Origin of the sequence: Dechloromonas sp. HYN0024, from assembly GCF_003441615.1 — a bacterium.
GTDB lineage: Bacteria > Pseudomonadota > Gammaproteobacteria > Burkholderiales > Rhodocyclaceae > Azonexus.
Map to the genome: position 1 here is coordinate 2,829,260 of NZ_CP031842.1, position 11,099 is coordinate 2,840,358.

General features: G+C 61.3%; 12 protein-coding genes. 5 read left to right on the top strand and 7 right to left on the bottom strand.

The annotated features are described in order from the left end of the window. Window positions 1-54: 54 nt before the first annotated feature. Window positions 55-741, top strand: a complete 687-nt coding sequence (locus HYN24_RS13610; protein ID WP_117609752.1) for a DUF1345 domain-containing protein — start codon at window positions 55-57, stop codon at window positions 739-741. Window positions 742-824: 83 nt separating this feature from the next. Here HYN24_RS13610 and HYN24_RS13615 read toward each other — a convergent pair whose 3' ends face one another. Beyond that, on the bottom strand, window positions 825-2,027 hold the full coding sequence (locus tag HYN24_RS13615; protein ID WP_117609753.1) for an ammonium transporter: 1,203 nt from the start codon (window positions 2,025-2,027) through the stop codon (window positions 825-827). Window positions 2,028-2,186: 159 nt separating this feature from the next. Further along, window positions 2,187-3,422 (bottom strand): murein transglycosylase A, encoded by a 1,236-nt coding sequence (locus tag HYN24_RS13620; protein WP_117609754.1) that lies wholly within the window; start codon window positions 3,420-3,422, stop codon window positions 2,187-2,189. A gap of 45 nt (window positions 3,423-3,467) precedes the next feature. On the opposite strand from HYN24_RS13620, the gene HYN24_RS13625 reads away from it, so the two are divergent. Together HYN24_RS13625 and HYN24_RS13630 are read left to right on the top strand one after the other, a co-directional pair. Continuing rightward, a complete protein-coding gene (locus HYN24_RS13625; RefSeq protein ID WP_117609755.1) occupies window positions 3,468-4,358 on the top strand; it encodes an ATP-binding protein in 891 nt (296 codons plus the stop codon). After that, window positions 4,355-5,326, top strand: coding sequence for a Nudix family hydrolase (locus tag HYN24_RS13630; protein WP_117609756.1), 972 nt, complete (start codon window positions 4,355-4,357; stop codon window positions 5,324-5,326). Before HYN24_RS13625 ends, HYN24_RS13630 begins: the two co-directional genes overlap by 4 nt. On the opposite strand, the gene HYN24_RS13635 is transcribed toward HYN24_RS13630, so the two are convergent. The 5 genes from HYN24_RS13635 to HYN24_RS13655 are packed head-to-tail and all read right to left on the bottom strand — an operon-like array spanning window position 5,283 to window position 9,063. Beyond that, window positions 5,283-5,480, bottom strand: a complete 198-nt coding sequence (locus HYN24_RS13635) for a DNA gyrase inhibitor YacG (protein WP_117609757.1) — start codon at window positions 5,478-5,480, stop codon at window positions 5,283-5,285. The two genes, HYN24_RS13630 and HYN24_RS13635, sit on opposite strands and share 44 nt — an antisense overlap. Further along, window positions 5,480-6,238: a cell division protein ZapD gene (zapD, locus tag HYN24_RS13640; RefSeq protein WP_117609758.1), complete on the bottom strand. Its 759-nt coding sequence runs from the start codon at window positions 6,236-6,238 to the stop codon at window positions 5,480-5,482. The genes HYN24_RS13635 and zapD overlap by 1 nt, the downstream gene beginning before the upstream one ends. 59 nt (window positions 6,239-6,297) lie before the next feature. Continuing rightward, the gene (gene coaE / locus HYN24_RS13645) at window positions 6,298-6,921 is read right to left on the bottom strand and encodes a dephospho-CoA kinase (RefSeq protein WP_117609759.1); all 624 of its coding nucleotides are present in this window, start codon (window positions 6,919-6,921) and stop codon (window positions 6,298-6,300) included. Further along, a complete protein-coding gene (locus tag HYN24_RS13650; protein WP_117609760.1) occupies window positions 6,918-7,694 on the bottom strand; it encodes an SPOR domain-containing protein in 777 nt (258 codons plus the stop codon). The genes coaE and HYN24_RS13650 overlap by 4 nt, the downstream gene beginning before the upstream one ends. Before the next feature lie 4 nt (window positions 7,695-7,698). Continuing rightward, complete coding sequence (locus HYN24_RS13655; protein ID WP_117609761.1) at window positions 7,699-9,063, bottom strand: TrpB-like pyridoxal phosphate-dependent enzyme; 1,365 nt, start codon at window positions 9,061-9,063, stop codon at window positions 7,699-7,701. A gap of 166 nt (window positions 9,064-9,229) precedes the next feature. Between HYN24_RS13655 and HYN24_RS13660 the strand changes: the two genes are divergently transcribed. Both HYN24_RS13660 and HYN24_RS13665 read left to right on the top strand, forming a co-directional pair. Next, the gene (locus HYN24_RS13660; protein WP_117609762.1) at window positions 9,230-9,781 is read left to right on the top strand and encodes a DOMON-like domain-containing protein; all 552 of its coding nucleotides are present in this window, start codon (window positions 9,230-9,232) and stop codon (window positions 9,779-9,781) included. Then, on the top strand, window positions 9,778-10,992 hold the full coding sequence (locus HYN24_RS13665) for an exo-beta-N-acetylmuramidase NamZ domain-containing protein (RefSeq protein ID WP_117609763.1): 1,215 nt from the start codon (window positions 9,778-9,780) through the stop codon (window positions 10,990-10,992). The genes HYN24_RS13660 and HYN24_RS13665 overlap by 4 nt, the downstream gene beginning before the upstream one ends. Window positions 10,993-11,099 lie beyond the last annotated feature (107 nt).

The window sequence follows — 11,099 nt, forward strand, 5'->3', positions numbered from 1 at the left end:
CACGCTCCCATCGCCAGGCTGTTACCCCCCCCTAGCTTAAGCTAGCATGAGCACATGCTCGATAACTCCACTCACCAGAACTTTCCCAAACCGATCCGCCTGATCATCTCCCGGCCACGCCTGGGTATCAGCATACTAGCCGGCCTGGTGACGACCCTGATGCTGCCTGACTGGCTCGCCTCCCATCTGGTAACCCGTGCCATCATCGGCTGGAACGTTGGCACAGGTCTCTACCTGCTACTGGCCTTTCACATGATGTTCTGGTCCTCGCATGAACGCATGCGCAGTCGTGCCCTGGTGCAGGATGAGGGCCGATTTCTGGTATTGGCCCTGGTGGTCCTGGCGGCCGTCGCTGCCCTTGGTGCCATTGTTGCCCAACTCTCGGTGGTCAAAGACATTCACGGCCCGTTGCGGACTATCCATATCGGCCTCGCCACCTTGACGATCCTGTCGTCGTGGACCTTTACGCAAACCATGTTCGCCCTCCACTACGCCCACGATTACTACGCCAGTGAGGCGCGAGGCAATCAGGGCGGACTTGCCTTCCCTGGGGGCCACGCGCCGGATTATGGCGATTTTCTCTACTTCGCCTGCGTCATCGGCACCTCGGGCCAGACCGCCGATGTCAGCTTTACCAGCCGAAGCATGCGCCGCACCGGAACCATCCATTGCATACTGGCTTTCTTCTTCAACACAACCCTCATCGCACTCAGCATCAACATTGCCTCGGGATTGATCTAAATCCGACAGCAAAAAGCCCCGAACATGAGCGGGGCTTTTTCAATATAGTCCGGCGGACATTATTTATACGATCAAAAAACAGATCACCAGTTCGGCTCGCGCTCCGGCGTGGCCGTGATGCGGTGGATACTCAGGTCGGCACCTTCATATTCCTCTTCCTGATCGAGACGCAGGCCGAGCGTTGCCTTGAGCGTGCCATAGACGAGCAGACCGCCGGTCAGGGCAACACCAATGGCCATCGCGGTCATGATCAGTTGCGGCATGAATGCGATGCCACCCGCTCCGCCCAGCGCCTTGGTGCCAAAGATGCCGGCTGCAATGCCGCCCCAGGCACCGCACATGCCATGCAGCGGCCAGACGCCGAGGACATCGTCGATCTTCCAGCGGTTCTGCACCAGCGTGAACATGACGACAAACAGACCACCCGCCACCCCACCGACCACCAGCGCACCAATTGGGTGCATCAGATCGGAACCAGCACAAACAGCGACCAATCCGGCCAGCGGGCCGTTATGCAGGAAGCCGGGGTCATTCTTGCCAGCCACCAGGGCAACCAGCGTGCCGCCGACCATGGCCATCAGCGAATTGAGGGCGACCAGGCCGGAGATCTTGTCGAGCGTCTGGGCGCTCATGACATTGAAGCCGAACCAGCCGACGATCAGTATCCAGGCACCGAGCGCTAGGAAGGGAATGGATGAAGGCGGATGTGCCGAGATGCGGCCATCCTTGCTGTAGCGGCCGTAGCGGGCGCCGAGCAGAACCACCGCAGGCAGGGCGATCCAGCCACCCATGGCGTGCACCACGACCGAACCAGCGAAGTCATGAAACTCCTCGCCGAAGGTCCCCTTGAGCCAGGCCTGGATGCCGAAGGCCTGATTCCAGGCGATGCTTTCGAAGAAGGGATAGACGAAGCCCACCAACAAGAAGGTGGCGATCAGTTGCGGATTGAACTTGGCCCGCTCGGCAATACCACCGGAAATGATGGCCGGAATCGCCGCCGCGAAGGTCAGCAGAAAGAAAAACTTGGTCAATTCGAAACCGTTTTTCTCCATCAGCGTTTCGACGCCACTGAAGAAATTGACGCCATAGGCGATGCTATAACCAACAAAGAAATAAGCCACGGTCGACACGCCGAAGTCAGACAGGATCTTGACCAGCGCATTGACCTGATTTTTCTTGCGGACCGTACCGACTTCAAGAAAGGCAAAGCCAGCGTGCATGGCCAGCACCATGATGGCACCGAGCAGGACGAACAGCGTATTGCTGCTGAATTGATATGCTTCCATGAACCCCCCCAATCAAAGAATGGAGAATCTGAAAGCAAGCACCATTCCAGTGCATAAAAATTGTTACAAATCAGTGCGTTAAAAAACCACGCGCCCCAGCATTTGCACCGTAGTGGTGCAAAATTCAAACGCCGCGCGCAGCAACGGTGCGCCGACGCCTTATTTCGGGGCGAGTTCAAGGGGAAGCAACACCCACAGACGACCGCTTTGCTTCATGCGACCAGCCCGCTCACCTGCCTCCTTGCCGAAACCCCAGAAGAAATCAGCACGGACCGCCCCCTTGATCGCCCCACCGGTATCCTGGGCCATAACCAGCCGGTTCATCGACAGCGCCGAGTTCGGCTGGGTGGTCGCCAGAAAAACCGGCGAGCCAAGCGGTATCGAACGCGGATCGACGGCAATGCTGCGTTCGGCCGTCAACGGCACACCCAGCGCGCCGATCGGGCCACCCGGGCTGTTCGCCACCTCGCGGAAAAAGACGTAACTCGGATTGGTATTCAAGAGATTGTCGAGACGTGACGGATTGGCCCGTGCCCAGGCCTGTATTCCCTGCATCGATGCCTCTTCGAGCTTCAACTCACCGCGCTCGACCAGAGCCTTGCCGATGGACTGGTACGGATGCCCGTTCTGGTCGGCATAGTTGAGCCTGACGACGCTGCCATCTGCCAGCCTGACCCGCCCGGAGCCCTGAACCTGAAGGAAAAAGAGTTCGACGGCATCATCAACATAAAGCAGCGTCTTCCCCGGCAGGCTCTCGCCGCGCGCAGCAATTTCGGCTCGCGACCAGTAGGGCACCACCTTGTTGCCCTCCAGGCGACCACGTACCCGCTTGTCCTTCAGCTCGGGGAAAACCGCCGACAGATCGATGGTCAGCAGGTCGTCCGGCACACCACGGACCGCTTGCTCAAATCCCTTGCTCCGTGTCCGCCGCCCCTGCAACAGGGGTTCGTAATAGCCGGTCATCATGCCGCTGGTGGCACCATCGCCGCTAACGACTGCGTAGGGTTTCAAATGTTGTTCAAAGAAACGACGCGGGTCGTGGCCGGACTTGCCTTCGGCCGCCCGCGCCAGGTCGCAGACGCGCTTCCAGCCGGCGCCATTCGGCTTGCTGGCAACGCCGCGACAGGAAAGGAGAAAGGCCGGCCAGGCGGCGGCAACATCGTCGGCCGACCAGCCGGGTAGATCCGACCAGTTGGCCGGCTGCAAGCTACGCGAGAAGGCTGGCGGCGATGATGGCGCCGGCGGCATGATGACCGGCTCGGCAGCCGCCGGGCAGGCGGCACAGGCCGGACAAGGGGCGCAGGTCGCCGTCGCCGGAGCAACACTGGGCGGAACGGTGGAGCAGGCAGCCAGCAAGGTGAGAAATAAAAAGGCTGCGGTTTGGATTTTTCGCATGGGTTTCGCTAGAGTTCGCAATTTGCCGCGAAGTATACCTGCCCCATGCCCAACACCCTGCCTCTCGAACGCCTGCTTGCTCGTGCCGAAGCTGTTCTCGGCCGCCTTGAAGCGGTGTTGCCGCCACCCCCGCAATCGCCTGACTGGACTTCTGCCGTGGCTTTCCGCTGGCGCAAGAGCAACGGCCGCGGCTGGCTGCAGGGGGTGCGCCACCCGCACCCGATCCGCCTCGCCGACCTCGAGAACATTGACGACCAGAAGGCCCGGATCACCGCCAACACTCGTCAGTTTGTCGCTGGCAAGACCGCCAACAACGTCTTGCTGACCGGCACCCGCGGCTCTGGCAAATCGTCACTGGTCAAGGCTGTGCTCAACGAATACGCAGGCAAGGGGCTGCGCCTGATCGAAGTGGACAAGGAAGACCTGATCGATCTGGCCGATATCGTCGACCTGCTCGATGGCCGACCGGAAAAATTCATCATCTTTTGCGATGACCTGTCCTTCGAAGCCGGCGAAACCGCCTACAAGGCGCTGAAATCAGTACTCGATGGCTCAATCGCGGCACCGCCTGACAATGTCCTGATCTACGCCACCTCGAACCGGCGACACCTGATGCCGGAATACTTTTCGGAAAATCTCGAAACACATCGTGTCGACGACGAAATTCACCCCGGCGAAACGACCGAGGAAAAAATTTCGCTGTCCGAGCGTTTCGGCCTGTGGATTTCCTTCTACCCGTTCAGCCAGGATGATTACCTGAGCATCGCCAACCACTGGGCCCGCCAACTCGGCGTCACCGAAGTGGTCATCGCCGCCAGCGAGCGCGAGGCATTGAACTGGGCTTTGAGCCGTGGCTCACGCTCTGGCCGTGTAGCCTGGCAGTTCGCCCGCGATCTGGCCGGGCGACAAAAAGCGGAACGGAAGAAAGCCAAGTGAGTACGGTCGTCGAGGTCGCCGCCGCCGTCATGCTCCGGGCTGATGGCCGCGAGTTTTTGCTGGCCCAGCGCCCGCCCGGCAAGGTCTACGCCGGTTACTGGGAATTTCCCGGTGGCAAGGTGGAGCCGGGTGAAAGCGTCCGCGCCGCACTGATCCGCGAACTGCAGGAAGAACTGGGCATCACCATCACCGCCTGCTCACCCTGGCTGACCCGGCAATTCACCTACCCACACGCCAAGGTGCGCCTGAACTTCTGGCGGGTCACCGCCTGGGAGGGCGAAATCGGCATCACCGCACCGCTTGAGCACTCAGCGATCGCCTGGCAAAAGACCGGGGAAGCGGCCACCGTCGCCCCCATCCTGCCGGCCAACGATCCCATCCTCAAAGCCCTGTCGCTGCCGACGACGATGGCCATCACCAACGCCGAGATCGAGGGCACGGAACGCCAGCTGGAGCACCTGGAAGCAGCCCTGAATGATGGCCTGCGCCTGATTCAGGTACGCGACAAGGGATGGCCGCAAGCCCAGCGCCTGTGGTTTGCCGAAGCCGTTTGCCGGCTGGCCCGCAGCCACGGCGCGCTGGTCGTCATCAACGATGATCAGGAAATTGCCCGCCGGGTGGGCGCCGACGGCCTCCACTTGTCAGCCGCCAGCCTCTCGGCCTGCCAGCAGCGTCCCGATTTCACCTGGGTCGGAGCCTCCTGCCATGAGGCCGCAGAAATCACCCGGGCCGGTGAACTTGGTCTGGATTACGCCCTGCTCGGCCCGGTCCTGCCGACACCGACCCACCCGGAAGCAACAGGGCTCGGCTGGGTGGCATTTGAGCAGCAGATGGCCGGAAACACATTACCGGTGCTTGCACTGGGAGGCATGAAGCGGGAAATACTGACCGTCGCACAGCAGCACGGCGCGCACGGTGTGGCGCTTATGCGTGGCTGGCAGGATCGGGGTCAAACCCCGGATCGTTAGCATCTTCCTTGACCGGAATCCGGTAGGAATCGCTGGCCCAGCAACCCAGATCAATCTGCTTGCAGCGCTCGGAGCAGAAAGGACGCCAGGGATTCTCGGGTGCCCACACGGCATCCTTGCCGCATTGCGGACAGCGAACCTTGCGGATTGCCATCAGAGATTGCAGAAGGTCAGGGCAAAGGGAACATCACGCTCGCAACCACGAGCCTTGAGTTCGCCAGCCGGCGGCCGGGTAAAGCGGATATTCAGGAAATATTTGTTGGCGCTGACTTCGGGAATCGCCGGCTCCTCGACACTCAGGGTGACGCGCACCATCTGCGCGGCAGAGCCGCCGAGATTGAGCTGGAAATGACCACCCGTCGCCGTGTAGTCCTTGGGCCTGCCGCTTGAGCGGAGCAGGCGGAGGACAATGGCGGCAGCGTCACGCAGCGGCAGCATGGGCTTGGTCCAGCCTTCAAGCGCGCTGCGCCGCTCATCAGCCGAACGATGCAACCACCAATGATAGGACGGCAGGTCGAACTCGCAGACTCCACCGGGAATGGCGGCCCGGCTCTTGATCCCCATGAGCCAGTCGTTTTCGCGCAGATACTGGCCAATCTTGCCGGTCATGCCGAGCAGGGCAGCCGACGACTGCTCGATCTCGTAGAGGGCGCCGGACAGGGCTTCTTCGGAAATTTCGGGGTTATTGCGAAAGGCCAGCAGGGTTTGCCGTTGTCTTTCGAGTTCCTGAATGAGGTCCATCTTGAGGTCGGCACGACCGGCCACCTCGAGGATTTCGAACAGGGAAATCAGCGCCGTGTGATGCTCCTGAGGGCCATCTTCCTGGGCAAAATACGCCGTTTTTTCGAACAGATCCTCCAGACGCAGCAGCGTGCGGATGCGCTCATTGAACGGGTATTCGTAGGTAATCACGCGGCAAGTGTCCGAGAAACGGAAAATTTTGTTTATTCTGAGCTATTTGCAAGCAAATCTCAACAGCATGCTTTAAGTTTTTCAGCCAAAAGTGCTAGATAGTTTGCATGCAGGGCTTTCACTTGTTCGTAAATTTTTGTCCTGCCCGCATCGTTGACCACCACATCGTCGGCCACCACCAGCCTTTGCTGACGTGTCGCCTGGGCCGCCATGATTGCCTCGACCTCCCCGGCGGCAAGACCACTGCGCGCCATGACACGCTCAATTTGCAGGCTTTCCGGACAATCAACGACCGCAATGCGATCACACCGGTCGCGATATCCGCCGGACTCAACAAGCAGCGGCACGGCCAGAATGACATAGGGGGAACTCGCCGCCCGGCAGCGCTCATCCGATATTTGGCGAATCAAGGGATGCAGGATGCCTTCCAGCCGGCTACGCACCGAGGGATCGGCAAAGACCAGCTGACGCATGGCTGCGCGGTCGAGGGCACCATCTGCCGCCAGAATATTTCTGCCGAATTCGTCGACCAGGGCGGGCATCGCCGCCCCGCCGGCTGCGGTGAGCGCATGGGCGATTGCATCGGTATCGACCAAGCCGGCGCCCTGCTCGACAAAAAGATCGGCGACCGTGCTTTTGCCGCTCCCGATCCCGCCCGTCAGCCCGACGACATACTGGCTCATTTACAGGCCAGCGCCTCGGCCTTGGGCAGCAACTGGCCGACGGCGCCAAGCAGGGCAGCCTTTTCGCTGGCCGGCCCTCTGGCCAGCACGGTGACCTGACTATCCTTGCCCGGACGGGGTGACATCTGGGCCGAGCGGACCCCCCTGGCTTTCAGATCTGCCAGGCGTTCCTGCGCACCTTTTTCCGTCGAAAAGACACCGAGCGAAATAGCCAGACGACTCGGCGCATCGGGCACGACGAAGAAATCGCTGATCCCCAGTTCGCGCAACTCCGCTGCCTTCTTGTCGGCATCACCCTTGCCCGGCAGGGGCGGGATGTACACCCACCAGCCATTGCCCTCTGCGGCGATCACCTTGCGGCTGAGCTTGTAACTGCCAAAGCGTTTGACCAGCAGGGTTGAAAGCCGGTCCGCATCAGCTGCCGGGAGGGGGCGCCAGGTCAGGCAGACAGGGGCACTGTCAACCTTCTCGACCTTGGCTTCCGGCTCTGCCGGGGCCGGCTTGTCGGCTGCCTCCTTGACCGTCTCGGTCTTAACCTCGTGGCCCTTGTCAGTCGCCGGCGGTTCCTCGGCCGGCTTTATTTCCGGCGCGACATGCTCGGCCCGGATCGGTGCTGCCGGAATCTCGCCGCGCGAAACGATCCGCATGCGATCAGGCATGACCTGCTGCTCGACCCGCCCGGCATCCGGATTGTCGGGACGACCGAAATATCCCTCGGCAAACGCATAGAACAGCAAATTGCCGAGTACCAGAAGGAAAACCAGGGCTTTCACAGCATCAGCCTACTTTGGGCAAGTGCTTGAGCGATTCGGTAATGGCAGCTTCCGGGTAGTCGTAGTCTTCCAGCTGCCCGGAGAAAAACTTGTCGTAGGAGGCCATATCGAAGTGTCCGTGGCCAGTCAGACTGAACAGGATGGTCTTCGGCTCGCCGGTAATCTTGCACTTGAGTGCTTCATCGATGGCGGCGCGGATAGCATGACAGGACTCCGGGGCCGGGATGATGCCTTCCGCCCGGGCGAACTGGACACCGGCGTCAAAGGTCGCCACCTGTGGCACGGCCAGGGCCTCGATCTGCCCCTCGTGCAGCAACTGGGAAACCAGCGGCGAATCGCCGTGATAGCGCAGGCCGCCGGCATGGATACCGGGCGGCATGAAATCGTGGCCGAGGGTGTACATCTTCATGATCGGCGTGTACCCCGAGACATCGCCGTAGTCGTAGGCGTAGTGGCCCTTGGTCAGCGTCGGACAGGAGGTCGGCTCAACGGCAACGCAGCGCAGATTGGTCGCCCGCTTGTCCCCGGCGGCCTTGTCGGCCAGGAAGGGGAAGGCGATGCCGCCGAAGCTTGAACCACCACCGCAAGGGCCAAAGATCACATCGGGATAGAGCCCGATCTTGTCGAACTGCTTCTTGGCCTCAAGACCGATCACCGACTGGTGCAGCAGCACATGATTGAGGACCGAACCGAGGGTGTAGCAGGTGCCGGGTTCGGCAGCGGCCTCTTCAACAGCTTCCGAGATGGCCAGACCGAGCGACCCCTGATTGTGCGGATCGGCGGCCAGGGCGGCGCGCCCGGCATTGGTCAGGTTGGTCGGGCTGGCGAAGACGTCGGCACCCCAAGTCTGCATCATTGAGCGACGAAACGGCTTCTGCTCATAGCTGACCTTGACCATGAAGACACGGACAGGCAGGCCGAACATCTGGCCGGCGAAGGCAATCGACGAGCCCCACTGGCCGGCGCCCGTTTCGGTGGTCAGCTTCTTGGTACCGGCAATCTTGTTGAAATAGGCCTGCGGCACGGCAGAGTTGGGTTTGTGCGAACCGGCCGGCGAGACACCTTCGTACTTGTAGAAAATCTTGGCCGGCGTACCGAGCGCCTGCTCCAGGCGCAGGGCACGACAGAGCGGGGCCGGACGCCACAGAGCGTAAATCTGGCGGACTTCTTCAGGAATGGCGATCCAGCGTTCAGCCGACATTTCCTGTTCAAGAATCGGCCCGGGGAAAATCGCCCCCATCGCTTCCGGCGGCACCGGGTTGCCATCCGGCCCGAGCGGCGGGGCAGGCGGGTTCACCATGTCGGCAACGACGTTGTACCAGTGGGTCGGAATATCTTCTTGTTCTAGATTGATCCGCAGTGGCGTCACTTTTCTCTCCCGGAAAGTGTTTTTCTGAAAGCCGGTAAGTTACTCCAAAAGGACTACGCGACCAAGGGCACAGATCGATTTTGGCCCTTATTTCGAGTCAACCGCGACAGCAGCCGAAACAAGCAGTTAAAGTACCGTCTGCCCAAAATTCTCCCTTGCCCCTGCCGTGTCCGTCCCGACCATCTCGCCCCTGCTCAGACACCCTGGCGCTCCCTGCTCCGGCCCCGACCGCCTTGAAGTGACCGCGACGCACCTGGCTGATGGCGGATTGATCCTGTACTACCGCCTCTTTGGCCGCCCGGAACTTATCCGAACACCTGCGCAAAAGCCACCCGGCCCGGCCGACGGCCTGTGGCAGCACACCTGCTGCGAAGCCTTCGTGGCAGAAGCTGGCACCGCTTATCGGGAATTCAACTTTTCACCCTCCGGCCAGTGGGCCAGCTACCGTTTCACCGACTACCGGAAGCGGGATGAGGTCTATGCCCCAGCTGCCCAGCCGCACCTCGCCTTTTCCCTGCTGCCGGATGGTTTTGCGCTGCAGGCAACGATCCCGGCTACCTTGCTGCCCGTTGACGAGCGCCCAGACCTTGGCCTTACGGCAATCATCGAAGCTGCTGATGGCAGCAAGAGCTACTGGGCGCTGACCCACTGCGCCGCCCAACCCGACTTCCATCTCCGCCAGAGCTTTACCCTGGCCCTGAACCGACCCGCCCCATGACACACACCATCCAGTTTGGCATCGACCGCCTGCTTGCCGCCCCCACCCTGCGCCGACCGCTGGCCGGCAAACGCCTGGCCCTGCTCGCCCACCCGGCCTCGGTGACAGCCGACCTGACCCACTCGCTGGATGCACTGGCGGCGCTCCCCGACCTCACGCTAAGCACTGCCTTTGGCCCGCAGCACGGCCTGCGCGGCGACAAGCAGGACAACATGGTCGAGTCGCCTGATTTTCTCGATCCGCAACTCGGCATCCCGGTCTTCAGCCTGTACGGCGAAGTGCGCCGGCCAACCGATGCCATGATGGCGACCTTCGATGTGCTGCTCGTCGATCTTCAGGATCTCGGCTGCCGCATCTACACCTTCATCACCACGCTGCGCTATGTGCTCGAAGCCGCCGCCCGGCACGGCAAGAGCGTCTGGGTACTCGACCGCCCCAACCCGGCCGGCCGACCGATCGAAGGCCTGACCCTGCGCGCCGGATGGGAGAGCTTCGTCGGTGCTGGCGCCATGCCAATGCGGCACGGCCTGACCATGGGCGAACTGGGCCACTGGTTCATTGCCACGCTCAAACTCGACGTCGATTACCAGGTAATCACTCTGCAGGGCTGGCAGCCCGACGCCGCACCCGGCTACGGGTGGCCGCTGGGCGAACGCACCTGGATCAATCCCAGCCCGAATGCGCCCAACCTGTCGATGGCCCGCGCCTACGCCGGTACGGTGATGCTTGAAGGGACAACACTTTCCGAGGGTCGGGGCACGACCCGGCCGCTTGAACTGTTCGGCGCACCGGACATCGATGCCCGTGCCGTACTCGCCGAGATGCGCCACTTTGCCCCGCCCTGGCTGGCTGGCTGCAAGCTGCGAGAATGCTGGTTCGAACCGACTTTCCACAAGCATGCCGGTCAGCTCAATCATGGCCTCCAGATTCATTGCGAAGGGCCGTACTACGACCACGCCGCCTTCCAGCCCTGGCGTATCCAGGCCCTCGCCTTCAAGGCAATCCGCCGTCTTTATCCGGAATATCCGCTGTGGCGTGATTTCGCCTATGAATATGAACACGACCGCCTGGCCATCGACCTTATCAACGGCTCGCCACTGCTTCGCCAGTGGGTTGATGATCCCGCTGCACTGGCCAGCGATCTGGACTGCCTGACACAAGCAGACGAAGTCGCCTGGCGGGAAAAAATCCGCCCCTTCCTGCTCTACTGAAGCCGGCGCCGGGCGATCATGCCATCTGCAAAAAAACACCAAAAATATAACAACCTGCTAATATTATTCGGAAACAAAATGAAGTAATAAATTCGAGTGGAGTTTGT

Excerpts from the sequence above, each read along its gene's own strand:
- HYN24_RS13610 (WP_117609752.1), top strand. The coding sequence starts at position 55 with ATGCTCGATAACTCCACTCACCAGAACTTTCCCAAACCGATCCGCCTG.
- HYN24_RS13615 (WP_117609753.1), bottom strand. The coding sequence starts at position 2,027 with ATGGAAGCATATCAATTCAGCAGCAATACGCTGTTCGTCCTGCTCGGT.
- HYN24_RS13620 (WP_117609754.1), bottom strand. The coding sequence starts at position 3,422 with ATGCGAAAAATCCAAACCGCAGCCTTTTTATTTCTCACCTTGCTGGCT.
- HYN24_RS13625 (WP_117609755.1), top strand. The coding sequence starts at position 3,468 with ATGCCCAACACCCTGCCTCTCGAACGCCTGCTTGCTCGTGCCGAAGCT.
- HYN24_RS13635 (WP_117609757.1), bottom strand. The coding sequence starts at position 5,480 with ATGGCAATCCGCAAGGTTCGCTGTCCGCAATGCGGCAAGGATGCCGTG.
- coaE (WP_117609759.1), bottom strand. The coding sequence starts at position 6,921 with ATGAGCCAGTATGTCGTCGGGCTGACGGGCGGGATCGGGAGCGGCAAA.
- HYN24_RS13665 (WP_117609763.1), top strand. The coding sequence starts at position 9,778 with ATGACACACACCATCCAGTTTGGCATCGACCGCCTGCTTGCCGCCCCC.